Here is a 22,161-nt window from a genome sequence, read left to right as displayed (position 1 = left end):
AATTCAACAAATTTATGAATTTTAAATTTCTTGTCCATAGAAAACCTATCGCTATGGACATCCCTAAACAATGGAAGACCAAAATGAAGCTTAGCGCCTTTTTTACGCTTGCATGTGTTGTCAAACTCTCAGCAGCTGGATATGCACAATCGATTACCATAGATGCAAACAAAACATCGCTTATACAAGTTCTGCGAACTATCCAAAAGCAGAGTGGTGTTCCCTTTCTGTTAAATGGTAAAGAACTTGTCGAAATAAAAATCGAAGGGCATGTAAAAGATATGCCTTTGGAAAAAGCAATGTCAGTATTGTTAAAGGACAAACCAATTAGCTGGAGTTTCAAAGACAATATGCTGGTCGTCACGGCAGCGAAAACAAACAGCTCCGCTGTCATTAGTCCAACAAACTATGCGTTTATGTTACAGACGAGAACAGTTAAGGGAAATGTCCATGACAGTCAGGGGCGTGCAATCTCCGGAGCGACAATCACTATCAAAGGAACAAACAAGGCCACCACAACAGGTGTCAGTGGAAATTTCCAGATTGATGTCAATGATCATAATGCCTCACTTGTCGTTAAAATGATCGGATTCCAGCCACAAGAAATCGCCTTAACTACGCAGGTCTATCTTGACATTGCCCTCAGCCAGCAGATTGATGCTTTAGAAGAGGTGGTGATCGTTGGTTATGGAGCAACCAAAAAGAAAGAGCTGATCGGTTCAGTTTCTCAGATTGACGGCAAACAGCTTGCAAAACGTACCGTTCCCCAGCTGGCGCAGGCACTAACCGGGCAGATGCCGGGCGTAACGGTTATCCAACGCTCAGGACAACCCGGCGCAGCCAACAATAACATACAGATCAGGGGTGTAGGCTCCTTTGGCGCAACAACCGATGCATTTATCTTGGTTGATGGTATTCCGACCAGTTCTTTCAATGATATTGACCCCAATGATGTTGCCTCCATCTCTGTCTTAAAAGATGCTTCATCGGCAGCAATATATGGTGCCAGAGCGGCCAATGGTGTCATTCTCGTCACTACGAAAACTGGTTCAGCAGCCGGAAAACTCGCGGTTAATTATAACGGCTATTTTGGTATTCAAAAACCAACAGCTTTCCCTGAATTTGTCAACTCCTGGGAATATGCAAGCCTGCTCAATGAAACCACAACTGGTGGTGGCGGGTATACAGAAGAACAAATTCAGAAATTTAAGGACGGATCCGACCCGGACAATTACCCCAATAGCGATTATATCGGTAGCACCTTTAAATCGCAGGCAAGCCAGACTGGACATAACCTGAATATTTCCAATACAACCGAAAAGATACAGTATACCCTATCTGCCGGCTACCTCAACCAGAAAGGTATTGTCATCAAAAACAATTTTGACAAGTACAACGTCCGGCTTAACCTGATTTCAAATCTGAACGATAAACTTAAGTTAACGACAAGGGTATCGGCGATACAGACCAACACCGACGAGCCCGCAGCACCGGCGACGCTTGATTTTTCGCGAATGACCGATATCATATCCCAAGTCATCCGCTATCCCGCGACTTTTCCGATCCGTATGAGCAATGGCGACTGGGGAGCTGGAAATAACCTAAAGGGAACTCCCGTTTCTTTTCTCGAAAGCGAATCATTTTACAAAGAAAAAGTGTCCGATATCTCCGGAAATGCACGCTTCGACTGGAATCCAATTTCTGATCTGACACTCTCCGCGATCGGTGGTTATACGCAGACAAATGGTCGATCCAAATTATTCCGTGCGGCACAGCGCATCAACAGCTCCATTACACTTGCCCCTTCCACACTGAATCAAAGCGCCCCTTATACAACATACAAGACCTTTCAGGCATTGGCCGATTATACCAAATCATTCAATGACCATACCTTTAAAATCCTGGCCGGTTATTCCTTTGAAAAAGGTTATAGTGAAGGACTTACCGCTTTTCGTCAAAACTTTCCGAGCAATGCGCTTACCGAACTAAATATTGGTTCACCTGATGGACAAACTAATTCGGGCACAGCATCCGAATGGGGTTTGGAATCCCTCTTTGGCCGTATTCAGTACAATTACGCAAAAAAATATCTACTGGAAGGAGTGATTCGGTACGATGGCTCATCCCGATTTCCAACCAGCAAGAGATATGCTGTTTTCCCTTCACTTGCTGCCGGTTGGCTCATTAGTGAAGAATCTTTTATAAAAGATAAATTTGACTGGATCACTGAGTTGAAATTAAAAGGCTCTTTTGGTGTTTTAGGTAATCAAAATATTGTGGAGAATCTTACCTCAAGAATTGTTTCAAATTATCCCTACCAAAACATCTTAAATACAGGTTACAATTATCCCTTCGGAAATAGTATCTCGCCCGGGGTAGCCCGTGTGACCATTGTCGATCCCAACTTACGCTGGGAATCAACCCGAACCACTGATGCCGGTTTAGAAATTGCATTGTTTAAAAATTTATTGACCTTTAGCAGCACCTACTACAATCGTTATACTTACGATATTTTGGTCAGTCCAAGTTCAAGTGTATCAAAGGTATTAGGCTTTGAAGTAGGTATACAAAATTCAGGTAAACTTAGAAATACAGGCTGGGAATTTACGTTAGGTCATCAACATAAGATCAATGAGCTCTCCTACAACGTCAATCTGAACTTCTCCACGGTCAGGAATAAAGTGGTCGATTTGGGGATTGGCAATATCAACCAATCCAATGGTATGGTTGGCAATGGATCCGATTTGTTTATCGGTTATCCGATACAGGCTTATTATGGTTACCAGACCGACGGCTTATTTGTTGATGCGGCTGATGTGGCATCCTGGGCTGATCAAAAAAGTGTAAATCCACAGGCTCAACCGGGCGATATCCGTTATAAGGATATCAGCGGACCTGATGGGGTTCCAGATGGTAAGGTGGATGCTACTTATGACCGAACGTTTATTGGATCCCGCATCCCCAAATATACTTATGGAATGAACCTTGGATTTAATTATAAAGGGTTTGATTTAGGTCTCCTACTCCAGGGTGTCAGTGGCGTGCAGGGCTTGCTAAATAACTATGCCGGATTTGCACTAAACCAAAATGGTAATATCCAACGTTGGCAAGCCGATGGTCGATGGACTACTGCAAATCCAGACCGAAATGCAGTGTATCCACGACTCGAGCAATTACCGAGTACCGGAAGCCCCAATACACAATTATCCGACTATTGGTTGTTGGATGCAAGCTATATCCGTTTAAAAAATATCCAAATGGGTTATGCCATTCCCAAAAGCCTTCTTGCCAAATGGAAATTATCAGGCTTGCGCGTCTACGCCAATGCCGAGAATATATTCACAAGCAGCAATTATAGAAAGGGCTGGGATCCGGAAATCAATTCAAGCGGCGCATACTACCCGATTATGCGCAATTTCACGTTTGGTGTAAATCTTAGTTTTTAAATCAATTCATAACCACAATATGAAACGTATAACCTATAAAAATATAAAATTGGCTCTTTGTATACTATTTGCTTCCAGTCTAACCATGAGCTGCAAAAAACAATTGGATACAAACCCGCTGGACAAATTCGCCAATGATACATTTTGGAGCAGTGAAACCAATGCACGGCTTGCAATCACAGGTCTCTACAAAGGCGAGATCCAGATGAATAGTCTTGCCGAATTCAGCCCCACAGACTGGTGGTCTTACCATGGTCTACTTTACATGGAGTTTGCCTCTGACAACGCCTATGACCGTCGTGGGGATAATTCCGCCTTCAATAAATTATCAGACGGCACACTTACCAGTAACATTGGCATTTTGTCTGACTATTGGGGACTCTCCTACAAACGGATCGCCCGTGCGAATTTCTTCTTGGAAAATGTGGACAAGACACCTGTTTCAGCTGAAATGCTAGCCCGTTTTAAGGCTGAAGCACGTTTTATTCGTGCCTGTCAGTACTTCTACCTATCGCAGTATTGGGGAGATGCCCCCTTGGTGACCAAAACATTGACACCTGACGAAGCCAATCATATCTCGAAAAATAAAAAACAGGATTTGGTTGCCTTTGTCGAACGTGAACTGCTAGAAGCTGCAAATGATCTTCCAAGCTACGGTAAATTAACCGCAGCAGAACGAGGACGCGCTACAAAACAGGCCGCTTATGCATTTTTGGGGCGTTTACAATTGGCCGAAAAATCTTATGCCGCAGCGATTAAGACCTATGAGAATATCATCAATGCCAACGAAAATAGTATTGACCCCAACTATGCAAGCCTTTTTAACGGCAGCAATGAGTCCAGCAAGGAAATTATTTTTGCCACACAATACCTTGTAGATCTGGCCGGAAATGGTATGTTCCAACATAACTTTCCGGCAGTTGCCGGCGGTTGGCATCTGTACTGTCCATTAGGGAGCTTGGTAGAGAGCTATTCCTTCACAGATGGTACACCGTTTTCCTATACGGATCCCCGATATAATGCGCAGAACATCACTCAAAATCGGGATCCTAGATTAGGCTTTACTGTCATCAGCAATGGAGACCGTTTCAAGAACCTTCGTTATATCTCACATCCAGATTCAACCTTGTCCATTGATCAGCTCACAACAACTAAGCAAGCGACACGCACGGGATATGGCCTCCGTAAATTTAACGATGAAAATTTTAGCGGCAACTTACAGAACTCCGGAACTGACCTCCCCATTATCCGATATGCTGAAGTCCTATTGAGCTACCTGGAGGCCAAACTTGAAAATGGGGATCCCCTCACAGCGGAACTGCTGGATAAAACCATCAACGCCGTAAGGCGACGCAGCAGTGTTAATATGCCGCCAATCAATGTTTCAAGTGTTGCTGCAGTGCGCTCCGCTTTACGGAATGAAAGACGTGTGGAGTTGGCCTTGGAAGGCATTCGTTATTGGGACCTCCTGCGCTGGGACACCGCAAAAGATGTCTTAAATGGAGATTTCTATGGCGCACCATTTCCCGATGCCAAAAATATCCGCGTAAAGACCGGCGGAACCAGAGACAGCTATAGCCGCTGGTTTGTAACAAAAAAATCCTTTCGAGCCAGTCAGGACAACCATTGGCCGATTCCGCAAAGTGAAATTGATATCAATCCAAATTTAAAATAGTATATTGGGATCCGTCATCTTAATGACGAATCCCAATCCACGTATTGCACAATATGAAAAAGACCTTATTTCTTACAATCCTACTTTCCTCAAGTCTGGCAATAGCCCTGCCCACGACTTCACTGGCCCAAAAAATGAGTAAACCGAACGTCATTTACATCTACGCGGATGATCTTGGTTTCGGTGATTTGAGCAGCTATGGTGCCAAACAGATTGAAACACCCCACTTAGATAAATTGGCGCAAAGCGGCACACGCTTTACCAATGCACATAGTACTTCCGCAACCTGTACTCCATCCCGTTTTGCATTGATGACAGGAACCTATCCCTGGCGTCAGGATGGAACCGGGATCCTACCCGGAGACGCCAAACTGATTGTACCGACAGACAAAATTACGCTGCCCAAAGTATTTAAAAATGCGGGCTATGCAACGGCTATTGTTGGTAAATGGCACATGGGACTTGGCAACGAAGTCAAAAAAGACTGGAATGCAGCCATCAAACCCGGCCCTAACGATGTCGGTTTTGATTATTCTTTTATCTTTCCAGCAACAGCAGATCGTGTCCCGACCATATTCTTAGAAAATGATCAGGTTGTTGCAGCCGAAGCAAATGATCCTATCCTGGTCGATTATGATAAAAAAATAGGCAATGATCCTACGGGAAAAGAACATCCCGAATTACTCAAAATGCAATCTTCCCCCGGTCAAGGTCACAACCAGACGATTGTCAATGGCATCGGACGAATTGGCTATATGAGCGGTGGCACACGTGCGCGCTGGGTAGACGAAGAAGTTTCCACAACCTTTCTACATAAAGCACAGGACTTTATTTCACAACATCAGGATAAACCTTTCTTCCTTTATTTCTGTTTGACAGAGCCGCATGTACCGCGTATGCCAGCCACTCAGTTTAGAGGCAAAAGCAAACTCGGCTACCGCGGTGATGCCATTCTCCAATTGGACTGGACGGTCGGACAGATCCAACAGCAATTGCAGTTACTGGGAATGGATAAAAACACCATTATTATCTTCAGCAGTGACAATGGCCCTGTATTGGATGATGGTTATGTGGACGGTGCCGTGGCTCAGCGCAATGGACATCAGCCTGCAGGCCCGCTCAGAGGCGGTAAATATAGTATCTTTGAAGGCGGAACACGCGTACCATTGATCGTCAGTGGACAAGGGATCGCTAAAGGCAAAGTGTCCAATGCACTGATCAGTCAAATGGATCTGTTGGCAACAAGTGCACAACTTGTAGGCGTAAAATTAAAAGCTGACGAAGCAAAAGACAGCAAGGCGTTATTGAAAACCTTAACCGGTGAAGACCCCAAAGGACGCAGTACCATGGTTCAGCATGCCCAAACGCTAGCCATTGTCAAGGACGACTGGAAATATATTGCGCCAAGTAAGGGTACTCCCTATATGAAATTGACGGATACTGAAACAGGAAACCTCCCCGAAGATCAATTGTATGACCTTAAAAATGATATTGGAGAGAAAAACAATGTTGCAGCTAAATATCCCGAAAAAGTGACTGAGTTGAAGCAGTTATTGGAAGGAGAACGGAAAAAATGAAAAAGCAAATAGGTCTTGCTCTTATCCTACTGGGCTGGGGGACACTTTTTGCACAACAAAAGCAAGTGTCTAAAAAACTTCCCAATATCATCTTTTTCTATGCGGATGACCTGGGCTACGCCGAGACAGAACCTTATGGCCAACAGTTGATTAAGACACCTAACTTACAGAAACTCGCGCAGGAAGGACTTCGTTTTATCAATCATTACACCAGTACACCGGTGTGTGCCCCGGCACGCTGTATGTTATTGACCGGAAAACACGGAGGACAGTCTTATATCCGGGGAAATTATGAATTAGGCGGCTTCGCTGATAGTCTGGAGGGTGGACAGATGCCGTTACCCGAAGGCACTTATACCATGGCACACCTATTTAAAAAAGCAGGTTACCATACCGGGGCCATCGGAAAATGGGGTCTCGGCATGCAAAACACCACCGGGAGCCCAAACAAACAGGGGTTTGACTACTTCTTTGGCTACCTGGACCAAAAGCAGGCCCACAATTACTATCCAAGCCATCTTTGGGAAAACGAGCAAAAATACCCACTTCAGAACAAAGAAAAATTCGTGCATATTCCACTCGACTCGACCAAAGCAACAGCTAAAGATTTTGAGCAATTCAGCGGCAAACAATATGCTCCGGAAATTATGACGGAAAAGGCTGTGGCATTTATTGACAGGAACAGAAACAATCCGTTCTTCCTCTATCTTCCATACACCCTACCCCATCTTTCTCTCCAGGTACCCCAAGAATACGTAGATCGGTATAAGAATCTTTTTCATGATCATCCGTATTATGGACAGGATGGCTATACCGCAACACCATACCCAAGAGCCACCTATGCTGGTATGATAACTTATCTGGACGATCAAGTGGGATTGATCATGCAACATATCCAATCGTTGGGTCTGGATGATAATACCATTATCCTATTCTCTAGCGACAATGGAACAGGCTTCAATGGCGGTATTGACTATCGTTTTTTTAAGAGCGTCGATTCACTCAGAGGACTTAAAATGGATGTCTTTGAAGGCGGAATTAAAGTTCCCCTGATCGTCCGTTGGCCAAAAACAATCAAAGCAAATACTGAAACCGATCTTATCTCGGCACAATATGATCTGATGGCAACCTTTGCCCAGCTGATCCAACAGGATCCCGGCAATACCAATGGCGTATCCCTACTGCCGACCTGGTTAGGGCAAAAGAACCAAAAAAAACATGCATTCCTTTATTTTGAATATCCTGAAAAAGGTGGTCAGGTAGCCATACGTGAAGGACAATGGAAAGCTGTCAAACTGGATCTGAAAAATAATCCCAAAGCAAAATGGCAATTGTACAATCTAAAAACAGATCCCTGGGAACAGGAAAATGTCGCTGAAAACCACCCCGAACTGCTCGCTCATTTTGACCAGATTATCAAAGAGGAACATCGCCCAGCCCATATCAAAGAATGGGAAATTATAGACAGTAAACTGGTGAAAAAATAAATTTTATCCACCATAAATGTAAACGGCTAAAAAACTTGGGTTGTTGTGTTTGAAACCATAACAACCCAAGTTTTTTTATGTAACTTCGTTGTTAACATCTGTAACGGGAAAACTGACCCATAGCTATCCTATTGAAAACAATAAACGCCGTGGCATTTGTCATTATGTCCAACTTGGGCAGTAAAAGAAAACTATTGATAACCAAACATGCTTCAACTGGAGTCGCATATTAACGCATTAAAAGAGGGACAAGAAAGCGCATTATGCTTTTTTATGGATCATTTTGGCCAGCCCCTACGTTATTTTGCCTTTTCCTACCTACGAAGCAAAACTGATGCTGAAGAAATTGTATCTGATATATTTGTCAAACTTTGGCAGCACCGCCAGAAAGTGGAAAACTATGAAAGCCTCAAAGCATTTCTGTATATCGCCACAAAGAATGCCTGTATTGATATGAAAAGATCGGCCAGATTCAAAATGCAGACCGAAGAATTAGATATCCTACAGAACCTATCCGTTCCGGAAGACGACATTCTAAAAAAGATATTCAGAACAGAACTGACTGAGTTGTTATTGGCTGAAATCAATAAGTTACCAAAACAGCAAGCTAAAATATGTAAATTGAGCTTTTTGGAAGGCCTGGATACAGAGGAAATCTGCAAAGCACTGGATACGACACCGTCAGCCATTTATTATGCCCGTTCCAAGGCACTCCTCGCCTTAAAAGAACGTTTCAAATCTAAAAATTTTGAATACCTGCTCCTGATTTCAATGTCTATTCTACATGTCCTCAAAAATTAAGCAGATTGCTTACCCAAAGAATCCAATACCTCTAAGGGAAAAAATGCACTAAACAAGACAAGCACCTATAAAACAACGATTTATCTTAAAACAAAAAAAAGCTTAGCATCCGGTCGGGCGACCTGCTAAGCTTTTATAAATACCTCTTTGTAAGAGGCAATCAACCTAAACCTATGACAAAGATAATGCTTCCAATGATATAAACAAAAATTTTGTAATATTTTTTTTCAACTCCCATAAATTTGTTTTGGCATAGCTATCACAAAAGGAATAGTAAGTGTACATTATACACACAATCTTTTTGCTATTTCTAATAAGCCCTTTTTTATCATACCCTATTAATGCCGTTTCTATTACAGTATTTATCTTGGTCATGAATTATGTTTACCATAGATTATTCTGTCATTCATGCGTCTATTTTGTTTATAAAAACAATGTTTCCTTTGATTATTTAGTAACTTTGATTCAATCAAAATTTTATTGCATGTTTACCGGAATCATAGAAACCTTAGGAAAAATCGAACGTATTGAACATGAAAAAAGCAACATCCACTTTTATGTCAGCTCCCCGATTTCCAATGAATTTAAAATAGATCAGAGTGTAAGCCACAATGGAGTGTGCCTGACGGTCGTCGGATTGGATGATCAGGTACACAAGGTAACAGCGATTGACGAAACCTTGCAAAAAACCAACCTGGCACAATTGAAGACCGGAGATCTGGTTAACATTGAACGATGTACTTTAGCTGGGGGAAGATTTGACGGCCATATTGTACAGGGCCACGTCGATCAGACCGCGACCTGTATCAAGAAGACAGATGAAAACGGTAGTTTTATTTTTACTTTTCAGTACGATCCCAACAAGCAAAATATCACGGTAGAGAAAGGATCCATCACCGTTAATGGTATCAGTCTGACTGTGGTCGATTCCCGTGATGATCAATTTTCCGTAGCGATCATTCCCTACACCCTCGAACACACCAATCTTCAACAGGTTGAAGTGGGCTCGACAGTCAATATCGAATTTGATATTATTGGAAAATACGTCACAAAAATTATGGCGATGCGTGGCTAGTTCAGCCCCAACTATACTTACATGGATTGATATCGAATAAGGGAATAAGTCCATGTAAGTATCTGATATGTATTCAAGATAATTGAGAAGATAGTAAATTCTACCAGCGCCCTTATTAGCCGTCTAAAATAGGGTTTTACTCCAAATAATGCCCCTGACGGATAAGTAGTGCACGATATTTATTAAAGACACTGGATTTGGACACAAAGCCCATATACTTGTTTTCATCGCCAAGCACTGGTAATATCCATGTATCGTCTTTGTTCATCTTAGCCATGACAATTTCCATATTCTCATTGATTCCAACGGTATCATTGGGCTTCTGTGCCAATTTTTCAAATGGAGTATCTCCCCCTTCCACTTCTCCTAGCAGAACCGAAAACAGAAACTCACTATAGAGAAGCCCCATAAATTTACCTTCATGGCTCACCACAGGAAAAATATTGCGTTTGCTATGGATGATATCTGTCTGTCGGCTTTTAGGTGTTTCATCAGGACGCAAAATCACAAAATTGGTTTCCAGAACATATTTAATCCGCATCATACTAAGCACAGAGCGGTCCTTGTCTTCGTAAGAAATTAAGTCACCCGACTCAGCCAATACTTTTGTATAGATCGAGTGTTTCAAGACAGCGCGGTTAATCAGATAAGAAATTGAACAGACTAGCATCAAGGGTACCATGAGTGTATAACCACCTGTTACTTCTGCGATCAGAAAGATACCCGTTAACGGTGCATGCATAATACCGCTCAGCGCGCCTGCCATGCCAGCAACCACAAAATTCGGCACATTTAATTCCGCAATTCCAGTTAGATTTACGCCATAGGAAAAGGCAAAGCCCAATAGGCCACCCATCACCAGGCTCGGTCCAAATACACCGCCGTTCCCACCGCCGTTCAACGTAAACAATGCGGCAAAAGATTTTCCAAATAAGGTCAGAACAGTATAACCCAACACGACTATTCCCATGTCTTTATAATCAGAAAACAGGCTGTTTTTTACAATCGAGTTAAATTGTCCATTGAGAATCTGCTGAATCGTGATATAACCCTCGCCATAAAGGGCCGGAAAGACAAAAATCATGAGCCCGAGGGATATTCCGCTTACCCAAACTTTGTTGTACGGATTTTTTATTTTTGAAAACCATTTTCCTACCGTACTGGAGACTCGTGCAAAATAGATCGTATACAAACCGATCAATACCGCCAATAACAAATAAAACAGCAGCGCAGAGATCTGCCAGTCCGAATTGAATGTACTGAACAGCGGTTCGCTGTATAAAAGCCGCGATACGACCGAAGCAAGCGCCGAAGAGATCAACAGTGGAATAAAAACCGGAATGGAGAATTCGGGAAGCAAAATTTCTATCGCAAAGATCATCCCCGCCAAGGGGCTGTTAAACGCACCCGAAATTCCTGCCGCCGCCCCACAGGCCAAAAGCATGGTAACCTCTTTGTACTGCAGACCAAAAAAGCGGGCAATATTGGAACCAATTGACGAGCCTCCTAAAGCAACCGGAGCCTCCAATCCGCAAGATCCTCCAAAGCCTACCGTAATCGCCGAAGTGACAACCTGCGAATAGATATTGCTCGGATCCAACCGGCTCCCCTTGCGGCTGATGGCATAGATAATAGGTGTAATACCATGTTCCATCTTCTTGCCCTTCAGAAATTTACGAACAAAAAATACACTCAGTAATATCCCGATTAAAGGGAAAATCAAATAAACAGAATACTTGACCTTCCAATCAATGTCATCCTGAATTGTCGCCGCAATAAAATGCGTTAGTCTTTTTAACACAGATGCCATCAGACCACCAACAATACCAACTAAAAAAGCTAAGAGAATAATAAAGTTTCTGTTCGAAACTTTTCTCATCCGCCATTGATTGATCTGATCTATCTTCTTAAAAAAACGTACACTGAGATTTGCCATGTCTTCTTATTGAAAGCTCAACACTTCCTTTTTCTTTTTTGTTTTGAATTTATCGGGTACCACTGCTAATATTTCTTTTTCCAATGCCTGGATTGCATGTCGTTTAACATAATTCTGAGTCGTGACCAAAGATATTTCCCGTACAGGCTCTGGTGATTTGAAATATCGGATCTTATCCAGCTGCTCATCCACGTAATCCGAGATTGAAAGTTCAGGCAATATTGTTATACCATCATTGATATCCACCATTCTTTTGAGGGTTTCCACGCTGCCGGTGTTATATTCAAAACGTCCGGAGAGATCCTGATTATGTTTATGATGACAAATATTGAGCACCTGTCCACGCATACAATGTCCTTCATTGAGCAGCCAGAGCTTATCATCAGCAATATCATCCCCACTTAACACTTTTTTTGAAAACAAGGGACTATTTTCAGAAATATAAGCGACAAAATTTTCATAAAATAAGGGCGATTCCAATATGCCCGGATCATTTAACGGTGTCGAAAGCACACCACAATCCAAAAGACCGACTTTCAGTTCATGGACTATACGCTCGGTTGTATATTCCCAGATCTGCAATTGCAGCTTTGGATATTTCTCCATAAAAGTTGTCAGTACTTTAGGAAGTAGATATGGCGCAATTGTCGGAATAACCCCGACTTTTAACGTCCCCTCGATCTCACCCTTTTTATCCTGTACAATCTCATTGATCTTCCGGCTCTCGGTCAGCACCAATCTAGCCTGGAGAATAATTTTCTCCCCAATTTCAGTAGGCACCACAGGCTGGCGGCTCCGGTCAAAGATTTTCGCTCCCAACGATTCCTCCAGTTTCTGGATCTGCATACTTAATGTCGGCTGTGTCACAAAACACTTTTCAGCTGCGGCGACAAAACTACGATAAGTATCAACAGCAATGATATATTCCAATTGGATTAAGGTCATGTTTAAATCTTTAAAGCGCAAAATTACGAATACTCCTGTAAAACGATGGCAAATACACAATATTTTAAGGCTTGACCATTGCCCGCACTAGGATATAATACAATAAATACCTTGCCAAAAAGCTGTAATTGTACTGCAATTATGACAATAGTTGACAGAAAAATCGAATTCATCAAAAAGCTTTTCTTAAATTTGGAGATTTACAACAGTTGACATTTAAGAATCCTATGAAGTTTATACATCATACTACAATTGCATTGGCGCTATTGTTATCCGCTACAAATATCCCGCTTGGTAAAGCTAATCCAGACGAAGGGATGTATCCGCTGAGTGACTTGAATAGAGCCGGGTTAAAAAAAGCCGGATTAAAGATCAGTGAAAAGGACATTTACAATCCCGGTCAAGTTGGACTGGTGGACGCTTTGGTCCAGGTCAGCGGATGTACAGGATCTTTCGTTTCCAATCGTGGCCTGATCATTACCAACCATCATTGTGCGTTTTCAGCTGTCCAATTGGCCAGTACTGCCATTAACAATTATCTTAAAAATGGTTTTGTAGCACAAAATCAGGAGCAGGAAATCGAAGCAAAAGGATTAAAAATAAGAATTACAGATTCATACGAAGATGTATCGGCCAAAATATTAAATGCTGTAGCTAATATCAGCGATCCTGTCGAACGCATTAATACGATCAAAAGAAAACAAGAAGAGCTTGTTAAACAGGCCGAAAAGGAAGATCCAACAATCAAAGCCGAAGTCTCCGAAATGTTCATCGGCAAGAGCTACGTACTGTTTCGTTACAAAACGATCGAAGATGTTCGTCTGGTGTATATTCCCCGTCAAAATATTGGCGAGTTTGGAGGTGAGACCGACAACTGGGTTTGGCCACGCCATACAGGCGACTATTCATTCCTTCGTGCCTACGTGGGTAAAGATGGAAAATCGGCCCCCTATTCGAAAGATAACGTGCCTTATCAACCGAAAAAACACCTGAAAGTCAATCCAAATGGCGTGAAAGAAAATGATTTCACCTTTATCTTGGGTTATCCGGGGAAAACATTCCGACACCGTCCCGCACAGTACATCAAATACCAACAAGATTATTTACTGCCTTATGTTTCTAATCTGTACGATTTCCAGAATAGGCAAATGGAAGAAGCGGGCAAAGACAATACGGATATCGCGCTCTCTTTGGCAACACGGATCAAACGTAACGCCAATGTGCTCAAAAATTACCGCGGTAAGCTAAAAGGACTGCGTGGTATAGACCTGCTCGCGACTAAAAAGCAAGAAGATGAGGCGCTAGCCGCATTTATTTTAAGCAAACCGGAACTTAAAGATAAGTATGGCAATCTGTTGAACGATATCGCTGCCTACTATCAGGTCAGTGATCAAGATGCGTTGAAAGAGCTCTGGATTAACAATATTTACAACAGCACCAGTTTACTGAAAGTCGCCCGGGATCTGAATACCTTAAAAGTTGCAATAAGTAAAGAGCGATCTTCACAAACGGCCAAGCAGTTGTTTGATTACAATGTTGAACAACTTAAAAAGAGCATCCAGGAAACTTATGAAAGCTACAACAAACAGGCTGACGAACGTATTTTTGGGAAAATGCTTGCCGACGCTGCTGCATTTCAGGGTAAAAATCAGATTATGGCAGTACAAAAACTTCAATTGAATAACGAATCAGCCAATAACTTTGCGACACAAATCATCAATGGCAGTAAATTAACTGATCAAAGCTATATTTTAAATACAGTTTTGGCCAATGCAAACGCCTTACAGCAATTTAATGATAAGCTGCTGACTTTTCAAAATGAACTGGATAGCGATATTATCATCTTCGCTGCCGAACAAAAAAGACGTGAAGGTGTCCTCAACAAGCTGATGGGAGACTATGTCGCTGTAAAGGAAATCTTTCAGGCCAAAAACTTCGTTCCGGATGCAAATTCCACCCTGCGTTTGACCTATGGCCACATCAAAGGGTATGCTCCAGCAGATGCCACCTATATGAAACCGTTCACGACCATTGAAGGTATTATTCAAAAAGGAAACCTCGGTCTGCCCGAATTCGATTATCCCCAAGAAATCAAGACCGCTTATCTCAATAAGAACTTCGGTCCGTACCTCAAGAAAGACTTAGGATCGGTTCCTGTCAATATACTGTATGATATGGATACCACGGGCGGTAACTCCGGCTCCCCCATCATGAATGCAAGTGGTGAGTTGATCGGTGTAAACTTTGACCGTGCTTACGATGCCACAATCAACGATTTTGCTTGGAATGAAAGCTATAGCCGATCCATTGGTGTGGATATCCGTTATGTGCTCTGGGTAGCTGACAAGATTGATAATGCGCATTTTATCTTAAAGGAAATGGGTATATAACCCCTCACTGCAAAGTACTCCTTACATTAAAAAAGCACCTGAATCAAATTGTTCAGGTGTTTTTTTTCAACCGGGATATAACCAATAAAATTAGATAATATATTATTCTTCCGGTAGATTTAACAATACCTGTTTCAATCGGTTTAACCCCTCCTGTAAAACAGGTCTGGCACAGGCAATATTCAGACGGATAAAAAAATCACTTCCCTTACCGTACATTGCACCAACATTCACCTGTAAGTGAACATCCTCTAGCAACATTTGTCCCAGCTTTCGGCTAGGAATTTCCATAGCCGCACAGTCTATCCAGACCAGATAAGTCCCCTCCAACGGAACAACTTTCAACGCTGGCAAATGCTCATCCATAAAATTTTTCAAATAACGATAGTTCTGATGGATATAGGTCAGCGCTTGCTGCAACCAGTCCTCACCATGTTGATAAGCCGCAATTAGCCCCGTGATCGCAAATGGACTTATACTTGCAATCTCATTGACCAGAAAGGCATGCTGCACCTTCTTGTTCAGCAGCGGATCTGCTACAATGACAGTGGCAACTTGTAAGCCTGCTAGATTAAAGGTTTTACTCGGTGCAATGCAGGTTATCGTATTCGCCAGAAAGGCTGAATCGATCGTTCCAAAAGGAATATGCTGGTGTCCTTCAAAAACCAAGTCGCAATGGATTTCATCCGAGACAACAATAACATCATGCTTGAGGCAGATTTGACCAAGGCGCTCAAGTTCCGCCCTGGTCCATACCCTGCCCGCGGGGTTATGTGGGCTGCAAAGGATAAAGAGTTTTACCTTTGGATCGCTCGCTTTAGCTTCGAAGTCTTCGAAGTCTATTGTATACTGTCCATTTTGGTACTGCAGGTTATTGGAAACTACCTTACAGCCATTACGTTCGATGGATGAAAAAAAACAGTGATACACAGGTTCCTGGATCAGCACCTTGTCACCAGCTTCAGTCAATGCTGCGACAATAGCCGAAAGCGCTGGCACAACACCCAAAACCGGAAGTATCCATTCCCGCCGCAATGGAAAGCCATGTTTACGTTTAGACCAGTCTGATACCGCTTCATAAAAAGCATCCGGAGCTTTTGCATAGCCATAAACGCCATGTTGAACACGTTCGGTCAGTGCCTCAATAACCTGCCTTGAGGCAGAGAAATCCATATCAGCAACCCAAAGCGGGATTAAATCGACATAGTCCTGTTGATTCCATTTTACTGAATCGGTGCCCCTGCGGTCGATTATTTTATCAAAATTGTAGATCATAAAGCAATTTACTCAAAAATAGAACGCATTACCAATAAAATCATTGGGAAAAATTGCATATCAAAATGATTCCAATCCAGCTCAAAACACAATGGATTTATCCACTGGTAAAACAACTACAGAACGGTAGAATCAGCTATTTGGCAAAAGTTACCCAAATTAGAGCAACATCGGGGGCAAACATAAATTGACACCATGCAAAACAAAGGGAAAGATTATATTTACATAAAATTTAGGAACGAATATGGCCAGGAGCAATTTTTCATGGAAAGATAGAATCCGAAGTTTTAGCTATGCCTTCAACGGATTAAAAATTGTTGGGCGAGAAGAACATAATTTCAGGATACATCTCGTCGCAGCAATTTTAGTAATTATACTTTCCTGTTTGCTCCGAATCAGCCGTTATGAATGGCTGGCCGTTATTTTTTCCATCGGTTTTGTTCTCGTTTGTGAATTGCTTAATACCGCCATCGAACACCTCGCTGATTTTATCTGCCAAGAAAAAAATCCCAGTATCAAAAAAATTAAGGACATTGCTGCGGCAGCGGTACTGCTAAGCAGTCTAACGGCCTTGCTGATCGGACTAATTATATTTATCCCAAAGCTCCTTTCATTCGGCTCATTGGCTCAGCTTTTCTAAAACAAATTTTTCATCATACATCAATTTATCCGGAGCAACAAATGACATCTTATCGCCTTTGTCTTCCATCGCACCATACCCCTCAACGACGCGGTTTTTACCAAATTTGAAAGCGACCTGGCGGATGGATTGCTGCCCCTCGGAGGAAAAGGTATAGTCGGCCAATAGGATGCTGTCTTTAAGCACTCCATCTATATGTCCTATGTTTCGGTCTTTCTCTTTCCAGATGTAATTGAGATCGCCATGCACTTTATCACCATCAATAGCGATTGTTAACGAAATTGTATCTCCATTTTTGAGGTATTGATAAGTCCCATTTTCAGCAATTGCTGCTGTAGCGCTTGTGGTATCTGATCCCACTTGTCCATGGTCACTTTGCTTTTTTCCGGTTTGCTGACAGGCAGCAGCAAAAACCAATAATGACAATCCAGCATTGATTATTTTCATGTGAATAATTTTTTTTAAATATGCAGCTAAAGCTGATGAAATACGCATGAGGAAAAGCCCATTAATACCGTGATCGAAGCTCCGGAATCGCTTACCCCCATGCCTTTGTTTAATATTATAAATAGCAATCAAAACAGCATATTGTTTTAAATAACTAACATTTAACATTTTGAAATTAAGAAAACAAAATTGCACCAATATTGTTTATAAGTTATAGCGCGATAAAATATTAAAAATAAACAATTTAGTAACAATAAAATTATCTCTGGCTTATTGTAAAGCTAATTTTTATTAGTAAATTGTACTTTATAAAATTCAGGAATTCTTAACCAATATTAGTATGAAAGATGTAAGCTTTAAGAAATTTGATAGTGGGTGTACATCCCTCACTAAATTATCCATTGAAACAGATTTGGCTATTATTGTTAAAGAGAACGTTTCTATTTCTTCGGAATCGAAAATAGAAAAGCTTCGACGCTGTAAAGAAGAGTTATTAAAAAGCCTCTGGTTTGTTCAACGCCAGTGTTGATCTGTAATTCATTAGATGCAATTAATAGTCCGAACATTTTTTTCTTGAAAAAAGAAAGCCTCCCCAACTATAAATTATAAGTTGGGGAGGCTTTTTTATGATGGATTAAGCGTGTTATTTAAAGTTATTAGAGTGATTTTAAGTGCTTATAATTTGACTTGATGGTATCCCAAACTTCTTCAAAATTACCTGAAAGCATTAATTTTGTCATACTTTCAGTCATTCCCTTCATTTGGCTAAAGGAAATTTTAGGTGGCATGGCCAAGGCATTTGGACTTGTATAAATATCAATAAGTACTGGTTCATCCGTTATGCGAAATGCGTCATTGAGCACACCATCGACCTCTTCGGGTTGAGTCACGGTAAATGCACGGATTCCCATCGCCTGTGCAACCATGGCAAAATCTGGATTGACCATATTGGTTTCCTGATCCTTTAAACCGGCTACCTGCATCTCCAGCTTGACCATCCCAAGCGAACGGTTATTGAATACGATCAGTTTTATTGGCAGATTATACTGTTTTATCGTCGCCAAATCCCCGAGCAGCATCGAAAGACCTCCATCACCGCAGAAGGCTATGATCTGTCTTTCAGGATGTGTCAATGCTGCACCAATAGCCATCGGCATCGCATTCGCCATGGATCCGTGATTAAACGAGCCAAGCATCTTGCGATCCCGCCGCTGATTGATATAGCGTGCCCCCCAAACACAGGACATTCCCGTATCCAATAAAAATATAGCATCGTCGCTTGCCTTTTGGTCGATCGTATGAGCTACGAATTCCGGTTGAATAGCACATTCACTTCCCGAATCATCCACATAGATCATTAAATCTTCTTTTACTTTCTCATAAGCAGCCAATTGTTTTTCAAGAAAACTTGAATCGCTTCTTGCCTCCACAAATGGCAGGACAGCTTTCAGTGTATGCTCAATATCGCCGACAAGTCCATAATCCACGATCGACCGTCGGCCAAGTTTCTCTCCTTCGATATCTATCTGAACAATCGTTTTATTGGTGGGTATAAAATCTTTATAGGGAAAATCTGTTCCCAATAACAGGATCAGATCGGAATGGTGCATACTCTGAAAGGCCGACGCTGTCCCCAAAAGTCCCGTCATGCCGATTTCATTGGGATTGTCCCGTTGGATATCCAGTTTAGCCTTAAACGAATAGCCTACCGGTGCATGAATTTTTTGGGAGAGCTGAACAATCTGTTGCTGTGCATTCTTAGCACCAACACCACAGAATAAAGTCACTTTTTCTGCCTGGTTGATGTATTGTGCCAAACGGCCAATTTCCAGATCGGAGGGTCTGATCTGTGGCTGCGTAAAAAACACTTTTGAAGAAGTATTGATATGAACGGCTTCCATTTCGGAAACATCCCCCGGTAAGCCGATGACAGCGACATCGCGCTTGGATATCGCCTGCTGTAATGCATTTTGAACCATACGCTGTACCTGCTCCGGACGAGTAATCATCTGATTATAGCAAGAGCAGTCGTCAAACAATTTAACCGGATTGGTTTCCTGAAAATAGTCTGTACCAAACTCATAGGTAGCACAGGTCGAAGCAATTACCAGCATTGGCACACGCGTCTTATGTGCCTCGTAAACGCCATTGATCAGGTGAACATGTCCGGGGCCGCTGCTTCCGGCACAACAGGCGATTCCATGTAAATCTGCTTCTGCTGTCGCTGCAAATGCCCCTACCTCCTCATGCCTAACATGTATCCATTGCATGGTTCCATCCTCATGAACAGCCTCATTGAAAAAATTTAAACTATCTCCTGTTACGGCATAAATACGTTTAATTCCTGCATCTTTTAAAATACCAACGATTTGGTGTGCTACATTTTTCATACCCATATAATGATTTAAGAAGTTGATAATGCGACGATGTATTCATTATGCGATCGCTTCCTTATAACAACAATATTGGGAAACAATGGTTTTGGATATTCCGCCATTGTGCGAAAAAGATTGATGTCGGCGGATTGGCTATTTTTCAGAGCTGAGCCACAATGGAGCGTCACGACTCCTAGAAAAAGCTTTACAAAAAAAAGCCGCCCCAAGGGGCAGCCTGTACATTCAAATGTCCTGTGAGCTGTTTATTTGATCTGAGCGGATAATGCATTGACAAACGCCTTCGCATCATTGAGATCTTTATTCCAGTCCGCATAACGTTTGGACGTATTTAATTTGGCAATTTTGGCATTCAGTTTTGTTAAATTGGAGACATCTTTTGCCTCTTCTAATTTTGCTTTCAGGATACCGACTTTCGTATAATCCTGAATACCTTCCAGCATACGTTCGTAGCGAATTGAGCTTCGGCCCTGCGGATAAACGATATAGGTATCCCCTGCCGGCCATGTACGGAACCTCGAATCCCTTAAAGGATCAACTACCCAAGAATTAAAGGCCCAACGCAAAGCTCCATCAAAACCTGCAGCAAGCGCATACCAGGCCATATAAGTAGACTCCGCAGGATCAGAAAAGGTAAATTGATTCGGGAATTCATCCGAACAGCAAACATAAAATGTCGTGATATACCCTTTTTTACGTCGGTCGATAAGATCATTATGGTCAAAAGGATCGCCCGCAGCGACGCTAATATCCGTACTTTTTTGATAACGCTGGTAGCTTTTATGATTATCTGCAAACGCAATTCCAAATTCAGGGGCCACCCGCTCCAACAGCGCTACCGCTGGATCCATTTCCTCACGACTCCTTTCATCCATTGCGATATTGGTAATCTTGAGCCAGCCTTTAGCACTGACATGCTTGCTAAAATCCTTTAAAAAAGGTGTCCACAACTCCTCAAATACCGGCGTTCCTGGTTTCGCAATGACGTTGACCAGTTCATTTTTTGCTTCATCGAAATAATGGACTTCATTATTCCATGGTAATAAAGAGTAACAATTGATTTGTTTGTTGATGCCTAAGTCCATCATAAATTGTACCCACCTGTCAAATACAGCATAATCATAATTCCAAGAACCATCTTTCGCTTTCTTCCAGCTGATCATATCTGCATAAGGGTCATAGGTCTGTACATTCCAGGCATCCTTATTGAGTGTTGCCGTTATAACTTTCTGTCCCGCCGCGGCAAGCTGTTTCATTGTTGGTTTCAAGGCTTCAAAATGCTCGTCGCTCCACATGTTAACATTGTTGACACGGGCCACGGCCGATGGATGTTGCCATTGATCCAAATGAAATGACCATTGTGAGGCCGGTGGCAAAACGTGATCTTGAACATTCACAGTCAACACCAAGTTATGCTTCACAGTACCTTTTTGTTTAACGGCAATTGTCGTTGTATATTGACCTGCAGTAGCTGCAGAAGGTATTTTTACCGTAATCCACACAGGACGAACACGCTTCGCTTCGAGATCATAACTTTTCAGATCGTCCAACATATCCGCAGAAAGGGAAGCTTTAAAATCTTCAGGCTTACGATGACCACAGCCGCTCGCAAATTCGTCTGTCATCACATAACGGACGAATCGTGCTTGAACTGCATCTGCACCAATAGATTTTCCATCACCTGCTTTTAATTCACCCGGTGCTACAACAACATCTGCTGTTGCAGCATTGGTCCATAGAAGTACCTGAGCAGATACCTGCTCTCCTTTCCAGGCGTCCAATGTTGCACTGTGCTGCACAGTAACATTGGGGTTCACTGACTTTGGATAACGTTTATCTATGGATACAAATGAAGCATGCAGACCCGCTTTAACATTCGACCAGTTAGAAAGCGTATCTCTCGTCGGATCCGCCATTTCAGTAAAGGTTGTCCCCACGGCATAATGCTCCTGTGAAAAAACCTGATTATTGCCGCAAAATAATAGACATGCGAATGCAATAGTAGAATAAATAGTAGTTTTAGGCATAACAGTTGTAATTAACAAAAAAAGCAAACATTTTCTGTTTGCTTTAA

14 protein-coding genes are annotated in these 22,161 nt (G+C 42.1%); 8 read left to right on the top strand and 6 right to left on the bottom strand.

Translation table 11 applies throughout. From position 1 onward, the window contains the following. Positions 1-14 precede the first annotated feature (14 nt). The 6 genes from HMAT_RS01690 (at position 15) to HMAT_RS01665 (ending at position 10,061) form a co-directional block, all read left to right on the top strand. Complete coding sequence (locus HMAT_RS01690) at positions 15-3,446, top strand: TonB-dependent receptor (protein WP_104381085.1); 3,432 nt, start codon at positions 15-17, stop codon at positions 3,444-3,446. A gap of 85 nt (positions 3,447-3,531) precedes the next feature. Further along, the gene (locus tag HMAT_RS01685; protein ID WP_233789083.1) at positions 3,532-5,121 is read left to right on the top strand and encodes a RagB/SusD family nutrient uptake outer membrane protein; all 1,590 of its coding nucleotides are present in this window, start codon (positions 3,532-3,534) and stop codon (positions 5,119-5,121) included. A gap of 53 nt (positions 5,122-5,174) precedes the next feature. Beyond that, positions 5,175-6,698, top strand: coding sequence for a sulfatase-like hydrolase/transferase (locus HMAT_RS01680; RefSeq protein ID WP_104381083.1), 1,524 nt, complete (start codon positions 5,175-5,177; stop codon positions 6,696-6,698). After that, positions 6,695-8,185 carry an arylsulfatase gene (locus HMAT_RS01675; RefSeq protein ID WP_104381082.1) on the top strand — a complete coding sequence of 497 codons (1,491 nt, stop codon included), beginning with the start codon at positions 6,695-6,697 and terminating at the stop codon, positions 8,183-8,185. The genes HMAT_RS01680 and HMAT_RS01675 overlap by 4 nt, the downstream gene beginning before the upstream one ends. A gap of 207 nt (positions 8,186-8,392) precedes the next feature. Next, positions 8,393-8,986: an RNA polymerase sigma factor gene (locus HMAT_RS01670; RefSeq protein WP_104381081.1), complete on the top strand. Its 594-nt coding sequence runs from the start codon at positions 8,393-8,395 to the stop codon at positions 8,984-8,986. A 484-nt stretch (positions 8,987-9,470) separates the two neighbouring features. Then, complete coding sequence (locus HMAT_RS01665) at positions 9,471-10,061, top strand: riboflavin synthase (protein ID WP_104381080.1); 591 nt, start codon at positions 9,471-9,473, stop codon at positions 10,059-10,061. A 136-nt stretch (positions 10,062-10,197) separates the two neighbouring features. On the opposite strand, the gene HMAT_RS01660 is transcribed toward HMAT_RS01665, so the two are convergent. Next, positions 10,198-11,997 carry a chloride channel protein gene (locus tag HMAT_RS01660; RefSeq protein WP_104381079.1) on the bottom strand — a complete coding sequence of 600 codons (1,800 nt, stop codon included), beginning with the start codon at positions 11,995-11,997 and terminating at the stop codon, positions 10,198-10,200. Between the two features lie 6 nt (positions 11,998-12,003). Further along, positions 12,004-12,942, bottom strand: coding sequence for a hydrogen peroxide-inducible genes activator (locus HMAT_RS01655; RefSeq protein ID WP_104381078.1), 939 nt, complete (start codon positions 12,940-12,942; stop codon positions 12,004-12,006). 227 nt (positions 12,943-13,169) lie between these two features. On the opposite strand from HMAT_RS01655, the gene HMAT_RS01650 reads away from it, so the two are divergent. Further along, complete coding sequence (locus HMAT_RS01650; protein ID WP_104381077.1) at positions 13,170-15,332, top strand: S46 family peptidase; 2,163 nt, start codon at positions 13,170-13,172, stop codon at positions 15,330-15,332. Between the two features lie 102 nt (positions 15,333-15,434). On the opposite strand, the gene HMAT_RS01645 is transcribed toward HMAT_RS01650, so the two are convergent. Continuing rightward, positions 15,435-16,607 carry a MalY/PatB family protein gene (locus HMAT_RS01645; protein WP_104381076.1) on the bottom strand — a complete coding sequence of 391 codons (1,173 nt, stop codon included), beginning with the start codon at positions 16,605-16,607 and terminating at the stop codon, positions 15,435-15,437. Between the two features lie 244 nt (positions 16,608-16,851). On the opposite strand from HMAT_RS01645, the gene HMAT_RS01640 reads away from it, so the two are divergent. Then, positions 16,852-17,247, top strand: coding sequence for a diacylglycerol kinase family protein (locus HMAT_RS01640; RefSeq protein ID WP_104381075.1), 396 nt, complete (start codon positions 16,852-16,854; stop codon positions 17,245-17,247). Here the strand turns inward: HMAT_RS01640 and HMAT_RS01635 are convergent. From HMAT_RS01635 to HMAT_RS01620, 3 genes are all read right to left on the bottom strand, one after another. Beyond that, positions 17,227-17,694, bottom strand: coding sequence for a hypothetical protein (locus tag HMAT_RS01635; RefSeq protein WP_158655553.1), 468 nt, complete (start codon positions 17,692-17,694; stop codon positions 17,227-17,229). The two genes, HMAT_RS01640 and HMAT_RS01635, sit on opposite strands and share 21 nt — an antisense overlap. 656 nt (positions 17,695-18,350) lie before the next feature. Further along, positions 18,351-20,084 carry a thiamine pyrophosphate-dependent enzyme gene (locus HMAT_RS01625; protein ID WP_233789082.1) on the bottom strand — a complete coding sequence of 578 codons (1,734 nt, stop codon included), beginning with the start codon at positions 20,082-20,084 and terminating at the stop codon, positions 18,351-18,353. A gap of 248 nt (positions 20,085-20,332) precedes the next feature. Continuing rightward, the gene (locus tag HMAT_RS01620) at positions 20,333-22,114 is read right to left on the bottom strand and encodes a DUF4091 domain-containing protein (protein ID WP_199768516.1); all 1,782 of its coding nucleotides are present in this window, start codon (positions 22,112-22,114) and stop codon (positions 20,333-20,335) included. Positions 22,115-22,161: the final 47 nt, after the last annotated feature.

The organism is Sphingobacterium sp. HMA12, from assembly GCF_002933815.1.
GTDB lineage: Bacteria > Bacteroidota > Bacteroidia > Sphingobacteriales > Sphingobacteriaceae > Sphingobacterium.
The sequence above is the reverse complement of the archived record's forward strand: the minus strand, read 5'-3'. Positions and strand labels throughout refer to the sequence as shown.

Coding starts and splice junctions, on each gene's coding strand:
- HMAT_RS01650 (WP_104381077.1), top strand. CDS start 13,170: ATGAAGTTTATACATCATACTACAATTGCATTGGCGCTATTGTTATCC.
- HMAT_RS01640 (WP_104381075.1), top strand. CDS start 16,852: ATGGCCAGGAGCAATTTTTCATGGAAAGATAGAATCCGAAGTTTTAGC.
- HMAT_RS01620 (WP_199768516.1), bottom strand. CDS start 22,114: ATGCCTAAAACTACTATTTATTCTACTATTGCATTCGCATGTCTATTA.
- HMAT_RS01625 (WP_233789082.1), bottom strand. CDS start 20,084: ATGAAAAATGTAGCACACCAAATCGTTGGTATTTTAAAAGATGCAGGA.
- HMAT_RS01665 (WP_104381080.1), top strand. CDS start 9,471: ATGTTTACCGGAATCATAGAAACCTTAGGAAAAATCGAACGTATTGAA.
- HMAT_RS01660 (WP_104381079.1), bottom strand. CDS start 11,997: ATGGCAAATCTCAGTGTACGTTTTTTTAAGAAGATAGATCAGATCAAT.
- HMAT_RS01655 (WP_104381078.1), bottom strand. CDS start 12,942: ATGACCTTAATCCAATTGGAATATATCATTGCTGTTGATACTTATCGT.
- HMAT_RS01645 (WP_104381076.1), bottom strand. CDS start 16,607: ATGATCTACAATTTTGATAAAATAATCGACCGCAGGGGCACCGATTCA.
- HMAT_RS01690 (WP_104381085.1), top strand. CDS start 15: ATGAATTTTAAATTTCTTGTCCATAGAAAACCTATCGCTATGGACATC.
- HMAT_RS01685 (WP_233789083.1), top strand. CDS start 3,532: ATGAGCTGCAAAAAACAATTGGATACAAACCCGCTGGACAAATTCGCC.
- HMAT_RS01635 (WP_158655553.1), bottom strand. CDS start 17,694: ATGAAAATAATCAATGCTGGATTGTCATTATTGGTTTTTGCTGCTGCC.
- HMAT_RS01675 (WP_104381082.1), top strand. CDS start 6,695: ATGAAAAAGCAAATAGGTCTTGCTCTTATCCTACTGGGCTGGGGGACA.
- HMAT_RS01670 (WP_104381081.1), top strand. CDS start 8,393: ATGCTTCAACTGGAGTCGCATATTAACGCATTAAAAGAGGGACAAGAA.
- HMAT_RS01680 (WP_104381083.1), top strand. CDS start 5,175: ATGAAAAAGACCTTATTTCTTACAATCCTACTTTCCTCAAGTCTGGCA.